Origin of the sequence: Streptococcus sp. TATVAM-FAB8 (genome assembly GCF_046592795.1) — a bacterium.
Taxonomy (GTDB): Bacteria; Bacillota; Bacilli; order Lactobacillales; family Streptococcaceae; genus Streptococcus; species Streptococcus ruminicola.
On the sequence record NZ_JAWVPQ010000007.1, the window covers coordinates 28,361 to 44,602 of the forward strand.

The 16,242-nt window shown below is 37.1% G+C and carries 16 protein-coding genes; 10 read left to right on the forward strand and 6 right to left on the reverse strand.

Features of this window, described 5'->3' with window-relative positions; translation table 11 throughout:
• Positions 1–150 precede the first annotated feature (150 nt).
• The 6 genes from lepB (at position 151) to SFC32_RS05430 (ending at position 5,503) form a co-directional block, all read left to right on the forward strand.
• Positions 151–708, forward strand: a complete 558-nt coding sequence (gene lepB / locus SFC32_RS05405) for a signal peptidase I (RefSeq protein ID WP_074559982.1) — start codon at positions 151–153, stop codon at positions 706–708.
• A 208-nt stretch (positions 709–916) separates the two neighbouring features.
• Positions 917–2,731, forward strand: coding sequence for a glutamine--fructose-6-phosphate transaminase (isomerizing) (gene glmS, locus SFC32_RS05410; RefSeq protein WP_039696986.1), 1,815 nt, complete (start codon positions 917–919; stop codon positions 2,729–2,731).
• 98 nt (positions 2,732–2,829) lie between these two features.
• The gene (locus tag SFC32_RS05415) at positions 2,830–3,165 is read left to right on the forward strand and encodes a zinc ribbon domain-containing protein YjdM (protein WP_039696985.1); all 336 of its coding nucleotides are present in this window, start codon (positions 2,830–2,832) and stop codon (positions 3,163–3,165) included.
• 188 nt (positions 3,166–3,353) lie between these two features.
• The gene (locus SFC32_RS05420) at positions 3,354–3,995 is read left to right on the forward strand and encodes an amino acid ABC transporter permease (RefSeq protein ID WP_014334657.1); all 642 of its coding nucleotides are present in this window, start codon (positions 3,354–3,356) and stop codon (positions 3,993–3,995) included.
• 11 nt (positions 3,996–4,006) lie between these two features.
• Positions 4,007–4,636 carry an amino acid ABC transporter ATP-binding protein gene (locus SFC32_RS05425; RefSeq protein WP_074482136.1) on the forward strand — a complete coding sequence of 210 codons (630 nt, stop codon included), beginning with the start codon at positions 4,007–4,009 and terminating at the stop codon, positions 4,634–4,636.
• A gap of 24 nt (positions 4,637–4,660) precedes the next feature.
• Entirely contained in the window at positions 4,661–5,503 is an 843-nt protein-coding gene (locus SFC32_RS05430; protein WP_074601763.1) for an amino acid ABC transporter substrate-binding protein, read from the forward strand.
• Positions 5,504–5,669: 166 nt separating this feature from the next.
• On the opposite strand, the gene SFC32_RS05435 is transcribed toward SFC32_RS05430, so the two are convergent.
• Positions 5,670–6,875 carry a cation diffusion facilitator family transporter gene (locus tag SFC32_RS05435; RefSeq protein ID WP_411049832.1) on the reverse strand — a complete coding sequence of 402 codons (1,206 nt, stop codon included), beginning with the start codon at positions 6,873–6,875 and terminating at the stop codon, positions 5,670–5,672.
• 175 nt (positions 6,876–7,050) lie between these two features.
• Positions 7,051–8,379, reverse strand: a complete 1,329-nt coding sequence (locus SFC32_RS05440; protein WP_411049831.1) for an alanine/glycine:cation symporter family protein — start codon at positions 8,377–8,379, stop codon at positions 7,051–7,053.
• Positions 8,380–8,753: 374 nt separating this feature from the next.
• Between SFC32_RS05440 and SFC32_RS05445 the strand changes: the two genes are divergently transcribed.
• The 4 genes from SFC32_RS05445 to radC all read left to right on the forward strand — a co-directional run bounded on the left by SFC32_RS05445 (position 8,754) and on the right by radC (position 12,841).
• Entirely contained in the window at positions 8,754–10,217 is a 1,464-nt protein-coding gene (locus SFC32_RS05445; protein WP_411050038.1) for a glycoside hydrolase family 1 protein, read from the forward strand.
• Between the two features lie 66 nt (positions 10,218–10,283).
• Positions 10,284–10,898: a histidine phosphatase family protein gene (locus SFC32_RS05450; protein ID WP_074601771.1), complete on the forward strand. Its 615-nt coding sequence runs from the start codon at positions 10,284–10,286 to the stop codon at positions 10,896–10,898.
• Between the two features lie 92 nt (positions 10,899–10,990).
• Positions 10,991–12,106, forward strand: coding sequence for an AI-2E family transporter (locus SFC32_RS05455; RefSeq protein ID WP_411050039.1), 1,116 nt, complete (start codon positions 10,991–10,993; stop codon positions 12,104–12,106).
• A gap of 54 nt (positions 12,107–12,160) precedes the next feature.
• The gene (gene radC, locus SFC32_RS05460; protein ID WP_014334663.1) at positions 12,161–12,841 is read left to right on the forward strand and encodes a RadC family protein; all 681 of its coding nucleotides are present in this window, start codon (positions 12,161–12,163) and stop codon (positions 12,839–12,841) included.
• Positions 12,842–12,937: 96 nt separating this feature from the next.
• On the opposite strand, the gene SFC32_RS05465 is transcribed toward radC, so the two are convergent.
• From SFC32_RS05465 to SFC32_RS05480, 4 genes are all read right to left on the reverse strand, one after another.
• Positions 12,938–13,579, reverse strand: a complete 642-nt coding sequence (locus tag SFC32_RS05465) for a redox-sensing transcriptional repressor Rex (protein ID WP_039696977.1) — start codon at positions 13,577–13,579, stop codon at positions 12,938–12,940.
• Between the two features lie 133 nt (positions 13,580–13,712).
• On the reverse strand, positions 13,713–14,060 hold the full coding sequence (locus SFC32_RS05470) for a DUF1831 domain-containing protein (protein ID WP_411050040.1): 348 nt from the start codon (positions 14,058–14,060) through the stop codon (positions 13,713–13,715).
• Position 14,061: 1 nt separating this feature from the next.
• The gene (locus SFC32_RS05475; RefSeq protein ID WP_411050041.1) at positions 14,062–15,177 is read right to left on the reverse strand and encodes a cysteine desulfurase family protein; all 1,116 of its coding nucleotides are present in this window, start codon (positions 15,175–15,177) and stop codon (positions 14,062–14,064) included.
• An 8-nt stretch (positions 15,178–15,185) separates the two neighbouring features.
• Entirely contained in the window at positions 15,186–16,157 is a 972-nt protein-coding gene (locus SFC32_RS05480; RefSeq protein WP_039696974.1) for a ribose-phosphate diphosphokinase, read from the reverse strand.
• Between the last annotated feature and the right edge of the window lie 85 nt (positions 16,158–16,242).

Below are 16,242 nucleotides of genomic sequence, written 5' to 3' on the forward strand. Positions count from 1 at the left end.
GGGCACAGAAGGGGCAAATATTCTCATTTTTTATTCTTTTATCTAGATAAAACAAGGCTAACTTACTTACTTACTTTGTGTCAAAAGTCACATGCCCACTTTTTTTATGTTCAGAAACATGATATAATAGAACAAAGAATAGGAGAAATTATGGTTAAGCGCGATTTTATTCGAAATATTATTTTAGTCTTAATTGCTATTTTAGCGATATTTTTGTTGAGAATTTTTGTTTTTTCAACATTTAGAGTGCATGAAGATGCCGCTAATTCATACCTATCAAATGGTGATGTCGTAGTTGTTAATCGTAATCGAGAACCACGCTATAAAGATTTTATCGTTTATAAGAAGGATGGCATTTTTTACATTAGTCGTGTTGTCGCAACAGCTGGACAAAGTGCGACTGTAATGGATGATATTCTTTATGTTAACAACAAAGTAAAAGAAGAACCGTACATTAGCAAGATAAAATCCGAATATTTGTCAACTTCTGATACCCAACAGCCATTTACTTCTGATTTTTCTGTTAATACAGTTTCTAATGGTAAATATAACGAAGTGCCAAAAGGGTATTATCTAGTCTTAAATGATGATCGTCAGAATACTAATGATAGTCGTAGTTTTGGACTAATCAAGGAAAGTCAAATTCGTGGTGTTGTTACTTTCAAAGTTTTACCACTTAATCAATTTGGATTTATTACAACAGAGTAGTTTAGCTACTCTGTTTTTTGTTGGTTTAATTTTCCTTTTATACCAATAAAGAATTGGTATAGTATATTTTATACCAATCTTCCTGTTGACAAGGCAAAAGTAAAGTTATATACTGTTGCTGTAAGGTTTTGGAAGGTCTTTATTAGACTATACCAATTCAAAAAATAAGAAAGAGATAATAGGTTTTTCCTATTAAAGGTAAAAAAATATGTGTGGTATTGTTGGTGTTGTTGGAAACAAAAACGCAACAGACATCTTAATGCAAGGTCTTGAAAAATTGGAGTACCGTGGTTACGATTCTGCAGGAATTTACGTTACTAATGGTGTTAATCAAGGTCGCTTAATTAAATCAGTTGGACGTATTGCTGATCTTCGTGCGAAAATTGGAATTGATATGGCTGGTTACACTGGTATTGGTCACACCCGTTGGGCAACTCACGGTCAACCAACTGAATTGAATGCTCACCCACATACATCTGAAACTGGACGTTTCGTCTTGGTTCACAATGGTGTTATTGAAAACTATCTACAAATTAAAGAAACATATCTTTCAAATCACCATCTTAAAGGTGAAACTGATACTGAAATCGCTGTTCATTTAGTTGGTGAATTTGTTGAACAAGGTTTGTCAGTTCTTGAAGCTTTTAAAAAAGCTTTGAAAATCATTGAAGGTTCATATGCGTTTGCTTTGGTTGATGCTGAAGATCCTGATACTATTTATGTGGCTAAAAATAAATCACCTCTTTTGATTGGCTTGGGTGACGGATACAACATGGTATGTTCAGATGCTATGGCAATGATTCGCGAAACTAGCGAATTTATGGAAATCCATGACAAGGAATTGGTTGTTTTGACAAAAGATTCTGTTTCAGTTATGGATTATGATGGCAATACTATCGAACGTGATTCTTACACAGCTGAACTTGACTTATCTGATATTGGTAAAGGAACTTACCCTTACTATATGTTGAAAGAAATTGATGAACAACCAACAGTTATGCGTAAGTTAATCACTGCTTACACAGATGACAATAATCAAGTCACTGTTGATCCAGAAATCATTAAAGCTGTTCAAGAAGCAGATCGTATTTACATTTTGGCTGCTGGAACATCTTACCATGCTGGTTTTGCTTCAAAATCATTCCTTGAACAAATGACTGATACACCAGTTGAACTTGGTATTGCATCTGAATGGGGCTACAACATGCCTTTATTGAGCAAAAAACCACTTTTTATCATGATTTCACAATCTGGTGAAACCGCTGATAGTCGTCAAGTCTTGGTTAAAGCAAATCAAATGGGCATTCCTAGCTTGACTATTACAAACGTTCCTGGTTCAACATTATCACGTGAAGCAACATACACTATGCTTTTGCATGCAGGACCTGAAATTGCAGTTGCTTCAACAAAAGCTTATACAGCTCAAGTTGCTACATTGGCAATTCTTGCTAAAGCAGTAGGCGATGCTAATGGCAACAAAGCAGCAGCTGATTTTGATGTTGTTCACGAACTTGCTATCGTTGCACAATCTATTGAAGCAACACTTTCTGAAAAAGACACGATTGCTGAAAAAGCAGAAGCACTTCTTAAAGAAACTCGTAACGCCTTTTATATCGGTCGTGGTTCAGATTACTATGTTGCCATGGAAGCTAGCTTGAAATTAAAAGAAATTTCATACATTCAATGTGAAGGATTTGCAGCTGGTGAATTGAAACACGGTACAATTTCATTGATTGAAGAAGGTGTGCCTGTTATCGCACTTATCTCAAGCAATCCTGTTCTTGCATCACATACACGTGGTAATATCCAAGAAGTTGAAGCACGTGGAGCAAGTGTTCTTACAATTGTTGATGAAAGCCAAGCTCGTGAAGGTGACGATATCATCGTAACAACTGTACATCCATTCTTGTCAGCTATTGCAATGGTAGTCCCAGCACAATTGATTGCTTATTACGCAACACTTCAACGTGGTTTGGACGTCGATAAACCTCGTAACCTTGCGAAATCGGTTACTGTGGAATAATACTTGCCAAAATTTACTTTCTAAGGTAGAATGGATAATGTAACTTTTAACTTTATGACAGTAATAAAGTTATAGCTATTTTTTGATAAGGAGAAATGATGTCTTTACCAAATTGTCCAAAATGTAACTCTGAGTATGTTTACGAAGATGGATTAATGTTAGTTTGCCCAGAGTGCGCTTATGAATGGAACCCAGCTGATTCAGTTGAAGAAGAAGATGGCTTGGTTGTTCTTGATAGCAACGGAACTCGTCTTGCTGACGGTGACAGTGTTACTATCGTTAAAAACTTGAAAGTAAAAGGTGCACCAAAAGATCTTAAACAAGGAACTCGTGTTAAAAACATTCGTCTTGTTGAAGGTGACCACAACATTGATTGTAAAATCGATGGTTTCGGTGCAATGAAATTAAAATCAGAGTTTGTTAAAAAACTATAATGACATTAACGCTATGAGCTTTTCTCGTAGCGTTTTTTATATTTAAAGATATTATTTACATAAATATAGTTATGTTATTTGAGTTCATTTTTATAAGGTCAAATGATAAAATATTCTTCTTTGCTCCCCAATTGTTTGAAAATTTGATATAATACTATAATAGTAACAAATTCTTTTTAGGAGATAACATGTCATATATTTCACAAGTTCTGCCTAGCTTGTTAGATGGCGCTGCGGTAACTTTGCAAGTTTTCTGTATTGTTATTGTGCTTTCCATTCCGATTGGTGCTATCCTAGCTTTTTTGATGCAGATTAAATTTAAACCTTTGCAATGGTTGTTGACATTATATGTATGGATTATGCGTGGAACACCATTGCTATTGCAACTTATTTTCTTCTACTACGTTTTACCAAGTGTAGGAGTGGTTATGGACCGTATGCCTGCGGCAATTTTGGCATTTACCTTGAATTATGCAGCTTATTTTGCTGAGATTTTCCGTGGTGGGATTGCTGCTATTCCAAAAGGTCAATATGAAGCTGCAAAAGTTTTGAAATTAAATCAGTTGCAAACTATTCATTATATTATTTTGCCACAGGTCTTCAAGATTGTTTTGCCAAGTGTTTTCAATGAAATTATCAACCTTGTCAAGGATTCTTCACTCGTTTATGTTCTTGGTGTTGGTGACTTGTTGCTTGCAAGTAAGACAGCTGCCAACCGTGATGCAACACTTGCACCGATGTTTGTGGCAGGGGCTATTTACTTGCTTATGATTGGTATTGTTACCTTGATTTCAAAACAAACTGAGAAAAAATTTGATTATTATAAATAAGAGGTGACCAGATGTTAGAATTAAAAAATATTTCCAAACAATTTGGTCAAAAGAAGATTTTTGACCATTTTAATTTAACAATTGAAGATGGTAAAATTTTGTCTCTTGTAGGACCTTCAGGTGGTGGTAAAACCACTTTGCTACGTATGCTTGCTGGTCTTGAAAAAATTGATTCGGGTGAAATCATCTATAATGGTGAAGTTGTTCCGATTGATCACTTAGAGACACTTAACTTGCTTGGCTTTGTTTTCCAAGACTTTCAATTGTTCCCACATTTGTCTGTTTTAGATAATTTGATTTTGTCACCTGTTAAAACAATGGGAATGACAAAAGAAGCGGCAAAAGAAAAGGCGCTTGGTCTTCTTAAACGTCTTGGTTTGGGAGAACATGCGGATGCTTATCCTTACTCATTATCAGGTGGGCAAAAGCAACGTGTCGCCCTTGCTCGTGCGATGATGATTGATCCTCAAATCATTGGTTATGATGAACCAACGTCAGCGCTTGACCCAGAATTACGTCAAGAAGTTGAAAAATTGATTTTACAAAACCGAGAAGCTGGAATGACTCAGATTGTGGTTACCCATGATTTACAATTTGCAGAAACGATTTCAGATCACATTTTAAAAATTAATCCAAAATAACAGAAAGTCTCATTAGGTGTCTTTATGAAATTGAAAAAAGTTCTTTTAAGTGCCATGGCGCTTGTTGCGACAGTTAGTTTAGCTGCTTGCGGGTCATCGTCATCAAAAAAAGTTGCTAAGACAGACCAATGGAAAACTTATCAAAAAGATGGTAAGATTACGATTGGTTTTGATAACACTTTTGTACCAATGGGGTACGAAGATGAAGATGGCAAAAATGTTGGTTTTGATATCGATCTTGCCAATGCCGTCTTTGAACAGTATGGTATTAAAGTGAAATGGCAATCAATCAACTGGGATATGAAAGAAACTGAATTGAACAACGGTACGATTGATTTGATTTGGAATGGTTATTCTATTAGTGATGAACGTGCCGAAAAAGTTCTCTTTACAAATCCTTACATGGTTAATGAACAAGTGCTAGTCACTAAAAAATCTTCAGGAATTACAAGTTTTGCAGGGATGAAAGATAAAGTCCTCGGAGCGCAATCAGGTTCATCTGGTTACGATGCTTTCAATGCAAAACCAAAAGTCTTAAAAGATATTGTATCTGGTGGTGATGCGACACAGTATGAAACCTTCACACAAGCCCTTATCGACCTCAAAAACGATCGTATCGATGGTCTCTTGATTGATAAGGTTTATGCGAATTACTACCTTGAACAAGAAGGTGAGTTAGATAACTACAATATCATTGCTAGTGAGTTTGATGGTGAAGATTTTGCTGTAGGGGCTAGAAAAGCTGATAAAACATTGGTTAAGAAAATCAATCAGGCTTTCCAAAAACTTTATCAAGAAGGCAAGTTCCAAGAAATCTCAAACAAATGGTTTGGTGATGACGTGGCAACTGATGCCGTTAAAAAATAAATTAAAAGAGTTCTAAGTAGTGAAACTTAGAACTTTTTTAGTTTTCATTTTTTTCTTGATTATCAATAGAATCGTGCTATAATATAAAATAGTTAACCGGTTAATTAAAACAACTGATTAATTCTAAGCATCTAAAAAACCAGGAGTATTAATCCTGGTTTTACGGTTAATCTTGAGAATTTGTTGTTTGTGGAGTGATTTGGTGGAAGACAAGGAACCAATTTTCCTTGCGACGCCAGATACTTGTATGAGTCATATTATCGAGCTTGTAAGTGATAAGCTTTGTTTTTTGACTGATAGATGTCATTTCAAAAGCTTCGATATTGCTCATGTAGTGTCTTTCTCGAGCAGTCATTTCAGATTTGGTATAGGAATGACCGTCAACATCGATAAGGTAGAAGTCATCTGAGATAAGGTTTTCGTAATCTGGAATCTTAGCGAGAATGGTTTTTTCGGCTTTATAAAGCTTTTTGTAGACATTATCCCAAATCTCATCTTCAGGGATTGCTCCTGGTTCAACGTGAACATCTGTATCGTAAACAGAGAATTCTTTACGAAGGAGTTCTTCGATTTGTTCAGTAACTTCGTGGCTTTCGTAAACTGATAGGTCAGGATTCATCTCAACAACGATATCAAGGTAAATATTGCTTCCGTATGAGCGACCACGTTGTGATTTGACATTTGAAACTTTTGGTAATTTGAGGATAGCTTCTTTGTATTTTTGGAGTTCTTTTTGATCAAATCCATCTGAAAGACTAAAGGCACTTTCGATAAAAATATCATAGGCTGTTTTCAAAATGAAGTAAGTAATAACGATGGCAGCCAATCTATCAATGATGACTAAGTTAAATGAAGCTGCGAGGATGGCTACAGAAGTACCGATAGAAGTGACAGCATCAGAAAGATTATCTTTTGATGCGGCTAAGAGTGCGCTTGATTTGACACGTTGTGAGAGGCGTTTATTGTGAAGGTAAACACCATACATAATCGCTGCAGAGATGACTCCGACAATGGCACCTTCAGGATCAAGAGGTGTCATGCTACCTGAGATGATTTTTTCAATGGTTTGAAAGAGAACTTTAAAGCCAATGTAGAACATGATGAAAGAAGTGATCAAACTTGATAAATCTTCCATTTTCCAATGACCAAAGCGGTGATCTTCATCGGCTGGTTTGCTCGCCAAATGTAGTCCAATTAAAAGCACAACATTTCCGAGAATATCAGACAAGTTGTTAAAACCATCAGCGATTAATGATGATGAATTCAAAAAATAACCAGTGATTAGCTTCAATAAGGTGATGACCATGTAGGCAATAATACTAACAATGGGCCCTCGTTTTGCTAAGCGTAGGTTTTCTTCTGGTGTTGACATAAGAAATGCCTCCTTTGTTCAAATGAGGTTATAAATGTATCAGTAGATTATGTTAAATTTGAGCTACCTTTTATTATATCACTAAAACGCCTCTTTTGGCACAGAAATCCCGTTAATAAGCGTTTTCTTTAAAGGGAAAAACAAGAGATTAGGATAATCCCTAATCTCTTATTTTTTAATGTGTATCGAAATAGTGTTTTGTTTCTTTGATAATAATTGGTGAAAGGGCTAGTAAGGCAATCAAGTTTGGAATTGCCATCAAACCGTTAACGATATCAGCGATAACCCAGATAGTTTCAAGGCTAATGTAACCGCCAAGAGCGACCATAGCGATGAAAATGATACGGTAAACTGGAATAGCTTTGACACCAAATAGGAATTCAAAACAACGTTCTCCGTAATATCCCCAACCAAGAATTGTGGTAAAGGCAAAGAGAATTAAACTGAATGTCAAAGCATAGACACCAAAGTTTCCAAAAACAGTAGAGAAAGCAGACTGTGTTAAAGTTGCTCCGTTAAGTTTGCTTGACCAACCACCAGTGACAATAATTGAAAGTCCTGTTAGGGTACAAATAATGATGGTATCAATGAAAGTACCAGTCATAGAAACAAGACCTTGTTCAACAGGTTCATCAGTTTTCGCAGCAGCAGCAGCGATTGGTGCAGAACCAAGCCCAGATTCATTTGAGAAGATACCACGTGCGATACCAGCTTGGATAGCTGTGATAACCGTTGCACCAGCAAAACCACCAGTTGCTGCTTTTCCAGTAAAGGCTGATTTAATGACTAAGCCGATACTTGGAATAATTTGATCACAGTGGAAAGCAAGAATAGTGATAGTTGCTAGAATGTAAATAATTGCCATAAATGGAACAATTTTTTCAGCAACTTTTGAAATTGATTGAATACCACCGAAGATGATAATGCTGACAAGGACAGCCAAGACAATACTGATGATTTTTGGTGACCAGCCAACAGTGTTGCTAAGTGAATCAGTGATTGAGTTAACTTGTGTGAAAGTCCCTGAGCCAAACAAGGCAACCATTACCCCAAAAATTGAGAAGGCAATGGCCAAAGGTTTCCAACGTTTTCCCATCCCATTAACAATGTAGTGCATTGGACCACCAGAAATTTCACCATTTGCATCTGTTGTACGGTATTTGATGGCTAAAACACCTTCAGCATATTTTGTAGCCATTCCAAAGAATGCGGCCATCCACATCCAAAGAAGTGCCCCTGGACCACCAAGTTTGATGGCAGTTGCGACACCGACAATATTACCAGTACCGACAGTTGCTGCAAGAGCAGTAGCTAGTGCAGCAAAACTTGAAATATCCCCTTTACCTTTTGCTTCAGATTTAAAGATCAGTTTTAAGGCCTTTGGGAGGCGGAAAACTTGCAATAATCCTAAGCGAGAAGACAAATAAATTCCTGTTCCAACAAGAAGAACAAGAAGAGGTGGTCCCCAGACTAGACTGTCTAAAGACGATAGAAAATTATACATAATTAAACTCCTAAGTCAGTCATAGTACTGTAATCATTGGTTAAAGGGTAAATCATCAAGTGACTCTTTATCTTTTAGCCATTAAATCAGTACTACTTATTAAAATATATTTCCCATTTTCAGAAAAAATAGAATAATTTCAACTAATTAATTATATAGAGAGAAAGGGCTTTTGTCAAATTTTCTTCTATAGAATGAATGAAAAATGAGTAGTTTTCATACTTGATTTCATTTTTTGAAAAGATTTTTCCTCTAAGGTGAGGAAATAGTTTTATTATCATGTGATAGTATTGTTTTTTAAGATAATAGTGATAGAAAACACTTACATTTCAAGATATAATACAAGAGTAAACTAAAGTATGAGGTGAGAAAATATGACAAAACAATTTCCAAAAGATTTTTTATGGGGTGGTGCAACAGCTGCCAATCAATTTGAAGGTGCGTGGAATGTTGACGGACGCGGACCTGCTACCTCAGATACGTCACGTGCAGTAGCGCCAGAAGAGAGAAAATCAATGGGAAGTGAATTCAATAGCCCAATGACTCGTGCTAAATTGGATGCTGCTTTAAATGACACAGAAGGTTTATATCCGAAACGTTGGGGTTCAGATTTTTATCACCGTTACAAAGAAGATATTGCTCTTTATGCGGAAATGGGCTTTAAGACTTTCCGTATGTCAATTGCCTGGTCACGTATTTTTCCAAATGGTGATGATGCTACCCCAAACGAAGCAGGTTTAGCGTTTTACGATAGTGTTTTTGATGAACTTAATAAATATGGCATCGAACCCCTTGTGACATTGTCACATTATGAATTTCCAATTCATCTAATCACAGAATATGGCGGTTGGAAGAATCGTAAAGTGATTGATTGCTTTGTGCGTTACGCTGAAACAGTCTTTAATCGCTACAAAGATAAAGTCAAATACTGGTTGACTTTTAACGAAATCAACATTATTGGTATGACAGGTTACTTGTCTGGTGGCCTCTTATTTGACGATGGTAAATTGAATTTGCAAGAGATGTATCAAGCAGCGCATCACCAATTTGTGGCATCAAGTTTAGCCACAAAAGTTGGTCATGAAATCAATCCTGACTTTAAAATTGGTTGTATGTTAGCGCGTATGCAAGCTTATCCAGCTACATGTAATCCTGATGATGTCATGGAAGAAATTAAAAAAGACCATGAAAATCTTTTCTTCTCTGATGTTCAAGTGCGTGGTAAATACCCTTCATACGCGAAACGTTTCTTCAAAGAAAACAATATTGAGTTAGAAATTGCTGATGGTGATCTTGAAATTCTTGAAAAATACCCTGTTGATTTCATGTCATTCTCATATTACATGAGCTCTATTGCACGTAAGCAAAAATCTGGTGAAGAGACAGCTGGTAATTTAATCTTAAGTGAACCTAATCCATATCTGGAAGCTTCTGACTGGGGCTGGCAAATTGACCCTGTTGGACTTCGTATCACTTTAAATAAGCTTTATGACCGTTACCAAGTACCGCTTATGGTTGTTGAAAATGGTCTTGGTGCTCTTGATAAGGTGGAAGAAGATGGTTCTATCCATGACCAATACCGTATTGATTATCTGGAATCTCATGTCAAACAAATGTATGAAGCCATTGAAGATGGTGTTGACTTGATGGGATATACTTGGTGGGGGTGTACAGACCTTGTGTCAGCATCAACGTCTGAAATGTCTAAACGCTATGGTTTTGTTTACGTTGATGCCGATGACCAAGGTAATGGTAGCTTTGACCGCTCACGTAAGGATTCATTCTTCTATTACAAAGATTTGATTGCAACACGTGGTGCTAATATTTTAAACGATTAATAAGCTAAACTCGGTTGATAGTTTTCAACTGAGTTGCTTTGCTTCTATGAGATGGTGGAGGAGAAAATGGTTAAAACTTTTTATCTAATGCGACATGGGCAAACTCGCTTTAATGTTCAAGGGAGAATTCAAGGAGCGTGTGATTCTCCATTGACAGAGGAAGGGATTGAACAAGCTAAGGCAGCAAGACGGTATTTTGAGCAAGAAGGGATTACTTTCACGCGTGTCTATTCGTCAACGCAAGAGAGAGCTTGCGACACTGCTGAGTTAGCGACTGGGCGAGTTGACTACATTCGCTTAAAAGGAATCAAGGAAATGGATTTTGGAGCGTATGAAGCGCATCAAGAGTATTTGAATCCGCCAGTTCACCATGAAGATGGTTCTGGTTACCGTGATTTCTTTGTGCGTTATGGTGGTGAATCCACTGCTCAGGTTTATGAGCGCATGGAGCGTACTATTCGTGAGGTTTTGGAAGCTAGCAAAGAAGATGAGACTTTGTTATTTGTCAGCCACGGTGGAGCTATTATGCAGTTTTATTTGCATGCTACGAAAAATCCGCCGACTCCCAAAAAACGTCCAGCAAACTGTGCGATTTTCAAAATAACTTATGATGGAAAAGAAATGTGTGTTCAATCGATTTATAATCCAAGCACGCAAGAATATATCTTTGAGCGAGATTGAAATAATAAAAGTAGGCAAAGCAGCAGACTTTTCGACATTTTAATAAAATTTGCTATAATGGGAATAACTTTATTAAGGAGAATTTATTCCCCATGAAATTTGAGAAAAAACAGGTTTATTATATAGTTCTTGCTTTTGTGATATGTTATGCGATTAAGGCATATTGGGATATGGGAACATCACTTGTGGCGACGGTGATTAAAGCTAGTCAGCCATTTCTGATTGGAGCTGGTATTGCTTATATCGTAAATATCGTCATGAGTCTTTATGAGATGATTTTCACACGTCTGATTAAAAATAAATACCTTTTGAAGGTAAAACGGGCTGTCTCAATGATTTTGGCTTATTTAACCTTTATCTTGTTGATTAGTTGGCTCTTTTCAATTGTTCTACCAGATTTGATTGCTAGTATCAATTCACTGTTGAAGATTGATACAAGTGGTATTGCAAACTTTATCAAAGAAGTTAATGACAATAAAGTTGTCAAAGATATTTTGGCATACTTTGGGACATCATCAGATGTGACGACGACATTATCAGACTACAGTCAACAGATTTTGAATCAAGTGTTATCAGTTTTGACAAGCATTTTAACGTCAGTAAGTACCATTGCCTCAACGCTTCTGAATGTCTTTATTAGTTTGGTCTTTTCAATTTATGTGCTAGCTAGCAAAGAACAACTATCTCGTCAATTTAATCTGTTAATTGATTCTTATCTTGGAAAATACGCTAAGACTGTCCACTATGTTTTAGATATTTTACACCAGAGATTCCATGGTTTCTTTGTCGGACAGACCTTGGAAGCAATGATTCTTGGTAGTTTAACAGCTGGAGGTATGCTTTTGTTGCATTTGCCTTATGCAGCAACTATCGGGATTCTGGTGGCCTTCACGGCTTTAATCCCAGTTGTAGGAGCTTACATTGGTTTGACAATTGGATTTATTCTGATCGCAACTCAGTCAGTCTCTCAAGCTATTTTCTTCGTGATCTACCTTGTCGTTCTTCAGCAATTTGAAGGAAATCTTATTTACCCGCGCGTGGTTGGTGGCTCAATCGGATTACCTGGTATGTGGGTATTGATGGCTATTACCATTGGCGCAGCGCTTTGGGGTGTTTTAGGAATGCTAGTAGCTGTACCTTTAGCAGCTAGTCTTTATCAGATTATCAAGGACAATGTCGCTAAACGCCAAGAAAATCGTTTAGAATAGCGAATTAAAGAAAAAATACCTCTAACTTACGAATAAATAAGTGGAGGTATTTTTATGTATGCAATAGAAATGAAAGCAGATGCCATGTTGCCACGCGAACGATTGAGAGATTTAGGTGCCGAGCAATTAAGCAATCAAGAATTATTGTCCATTTTATTACGAACAGGTACCAAGACAAGGCCAGTTTTAGAAGTAGCTAATGATATTTTAAAACACATCGATACACTTGCTGACTTTCAGCATTTATCCTTACAAGAATTGCAAAAAATTAAAGGAATTGGCTATGTCAAATCTATTGAAATCAAAGCAATGATTGAACTGGCAAAGCGCATTAGCAAAGCAGAATATGTCCAAAAAGAGCGTATCATGAGTAGTGAACGTTTGGCTAGAAAGATGATGTTAGAGTTGAGCGATCAGAAGCAGGAGCATTTGGTGGCGATTTATTTGGATACTCAGAATCGCATTATCGAACAACGGACGATTTTTATTGGTTCGGTTCGTCGTTCAATCGCAGAACCTCGTGAGATTTTGTACTATGCTTGTAAAAACATGGCAACTTCAGTGATTATTATTCACAATCACCCGTCAGGTTCACCAGCACCGAGTGAAAATGACCTACGATTTACCGAGAAAATGAAACGAGCTTGCGATGATATTGGCATAGTCTGTTTAGATCACATTATAGTAGGCAAATACCAATATTATAGTTTTAGGGAAGAAACAGATGTACTGTAAAACTAAAAAAACCTGAAAGGAAAACTCTCAGGCAAGAAAAAGTATTCTAATACTAAATAAACTCAGCTAAGCAAAAAGCAGTTGGATTGCAGTTTGTTATTGATTTGATTGACTCATGAAATAAAGAAGTGTCTGTAATTCACTTGTTAAGTCAACGTATTGGACGATGACACCTTTTGGAACATTTAGATGAACGGGAGAGAAACTCAAAATACCACGGATACCAGCTTCAACCAAGATATCAGCAACTTCTTGAGCTTTAGTACTTGGAACCGTTAAGATAGCTGTTTCGATGCCAGCTTCTTGTGCGTGCTCCTTAAGTGATGAGATACCATAAACTGGAATACCATCTGATGTTTGATGTCCAACAATTTCATTATCGTCCGTATCAAAAGCCATAGCAATTTGCATCTTGTTACGATCATGGAAACGGTAGTGAAGTAATGCTCGACCGATATTACCACATCCAACCAATAAAACATTTGTCGTTGAATGGTCGTTTAGAATATCAGCGAAGAAGTTCATTAATTTTTTGACGTCATAGCCGAAGCCACGTCTTCCTAGCTCACCAAAATAGGAAAAATCTCGGCGAACAGTTGCAGAATCGATTCCCATAGCATCTGCAATTTGTTTTGAACTTGCTTTTTCGACATTATCTGTATTAAAACGTTTGAAAATGCGATAATACAGCGAAAGTCGCTTAGCCGTTGCTTTAGGAATAGATTTCTCAGTAGTCACAATACCATCTCCCTTTTACTTGTTACATCTATTGTAACAAAAACTTTGTGAAATTAAAAACAAATTTTACAAAATAGAGTAAAAAAACAACTCCAAAGCTAATAAGAAGTAGCTAGGGAGTTGTTTTTATTGATTAAGCTTCTTTTTTAGTGAAAATATCACGTTCAACGAGGCTGTCCATCAAGAAATAGAATTTTTCTTGGAGGATTTTATTATCTTCAGATTTGAAGATATTAACGAAACGTAGCCCTGATTTGTCAGTAATGCTTAGTTTGAAGCCTGTCAAATCTTTGTTGATAGTGATTTTTAGTGGGAATCCATCACCTGAATTAGGGACTTTTTCCAATAAACGCGTTAATTCGTAATTACCGATATGGTTTTGCGTAAAGGTTGTGTCACGAAGCGTATATTTTTTAATATTATCGCTAATAGCATAGCTGTAAAGACAGTCTTTTAAAGTGATTTCTTTTTCAAATGCCATCCTATTTTCCTACAATTTCTATTAATTTTTTAGCGAGTTCTTGAACTTCTTCGATAGTGTTGAGTTCTGAGAAGCTAACGCGGATTGATTCTACCAAACGTGGTGAATCTTCACCATATAGGCTTGCCAAGACGTGACTTGGATCAACAGTACCAGCGGTACATGCAGAACCAGTTGAAACAGCGATACCAGCTAAATCAAGGCGAGTTAGGAGAATACCATTGTTTTGATTTGGAAAACCAATGTTGAGCACGTGAGGCATTTTGTTTTGGCTACCGTTGATGTAATAGTCTAAGCTAGAAATAGCATCAAGGAAGGCTTGACGTAGTTCTTGGACGTGTTTGTAATTAGCATCTTTGTTAGCAACAGCATCTGATAGGGCTTTTGCCATACCAGCAATACCAATCATATTTTCAGTGCTAGCTCTGCGTTTTTCTTCTTGTTCCCCACCATGGAGCAAATTATCAAAGTGTTGTGGTGTTGAGTAAAGAATACCCACACCTTTTGGTCCGTGGAATTTATGAGCAGAAGCTGAAAGGAAATCAGCTTTAATCTCTTCAGGATAAACATCAATTTTCCCGATTGCTTGAACAGCATCAACGTGGAAAGCAGCTTGATGGTCTGAGAGAAGTTCGCCAATTTCTTTAACGGGAAGAAGGTCACCTGTTTCGTTGTTTGCAAACATTGTGCTGACTAAAATCGTATCATCGCGAAGAGCGTCAGCCACTTGTTTAGCAGAAATATGACCATCTTCAGGTTTTAGGTATGTGACTTCAAAACCAAAACGTTTTTCCAAATACTCCATTGTATGAAGAACAGAGTGGTGTTCGATAGAAGTGGTAATGATGTGTTTACCTTTTTCTTGGTTAGCAAGAGCATAGCCTTTGATGGCAGTGTTGTTGCTTTCAGTAGCACCAGATGTAAAGATAATGCGGCGTGGGTCAGTTTTTAAAGCTGAGGCAATGGTCTGGCGGTAAGAACGCAAACGCTGGTTAGCGTGACGTCCAATCCCATGAATACTTGATGGGTTACCAAAATCGTTGACCATAATTTCTGTCATTGCATCAATAACAGAAGGTGTGAGAGGGGTAGTTGCAGCATTATCGAGATATATCATATAGTAAATTAATCCTTTTTAGCGTTATATGAGAATAGTGGGCTGAGCGGAGTTTTTTCGTGGATACGAATAATCGCGTCAGCAATCAATTTGCTTGCTGAAAGGTATTTAATGTTCTTAGGCAAGCGTTCTTTAGTAGCAACTGAGTCAGTTACTAAGATTTCTTTAATAGGAGCAGCATCAAGGCTTTCTGCAGCAGCTCCAGCAAATAGACCGTGACTAGCAACGGCATAAATTTCAGTAGCGCCATCGCGTTCAACGATTTTAGCTGCCTCAGCAAATGTTTTACCAGTGTTCAAAATATCATCGATAAGGATTGCTTTTTTACCAGCAACATCACCGATAATGTAGCCTTCTTCACGGTGTGCATCATCTTCAGCGTAGTCGATGATAGCGATTGGTGAATCAAGAGTTTGAGCCAAGCTACGAGCACGTTTGATACCAGAGTTTTTAGGGCTGACAACAACAACGTCTTCACCTTTCAAACCAAGGTCGCAGTAGTATTTAGCAAACAATGGAACAGTAAAGAGGTTATCAACTGGGACATCAAAGAAACCTTGTACTTGAACAGCGTGAAGGTCAAGAGTCAAAAGACGGTCAACACCAGCTTTAACAAGCATGTTTGCTACAAGTTTAGCTGTGATTGGTTCACGTGATGCAGCGATACGGTCTTGACGTGAGTATCCGAAGTAAGGGATAACGACATTGACAGTGTGGGCGCTGGCACGTTTACAAGCGTCTACCATAATCAAGAGTTCCCAAAGGTTGTCATTAACAGGGTAGCTAGTTGATTGGATGATGTAGATATCATCACCACGAACTGTTTCTTCGATGTTAATCATGATTTCGCCGTCTGAAAACTTGCGTGTTGACACTTTTCCAAGAGGGACTCCAACTTCGTCCGCAATTTTTTGTGCAATCTCTACGTTAGAAGAAAGAGAAAAAAGCTTGAATTGTTTGTCGGCGTAATGTTCTGCCATGATATAAATAAACTCCTTTAAAATTAATACTTATATTTTACCAAAAAAACTGAAATAATTCAGCATTTTCTAAGGAAAAAGCGCC